Below are 259 nucleotides of genomic sequence, written 5' to 3' on the forward strand. Positions count from 1 at the left end.
TCGCTATAGAGGTCATTCTGGGGGATTTCAGTGTGCGTACCTTCAGCCCGATCGTTATCGCTGCGGTTATTGGAACCGTTGTGTCCAGAAGCTATCTAGGGAATTCATCGACATTCCAGTTGCCTGATTATACGCTTGTTTCGAACTATGAGCTGGTGTTTTACTTTGCCCTTGGCGTGTTGGCAGGTCTTTCTGCTGTCATGTTCATCAAGGTGTACTACAGGATCGAGGAGTGGTTTACCGGTGTGCAGAAAGAACG

Annotated in this window: 1 protein-coding gene; it reads left to right on the forward strand. The window is 48.3% G+C overall.

The features are described from left to right. A partial coding sequence (locus tag FGF66_RS12430; protein ID WP_139457966.1) for a chloride channel protein occupies positions 1-259 on the forward strand: 259 nt, incomplete at both ends.

Source organism: Chlorobaculum thiosulfatiphilum (genome assembly GCF_006265165.1).
Taxonomy (GTDB): Bacteria; Bacteroidota; Chlorobiia; order Chlorobiales; family Chlorobiaceae; genus Chlorobaculum; species Chlorobaculum thiosulfatiphilum.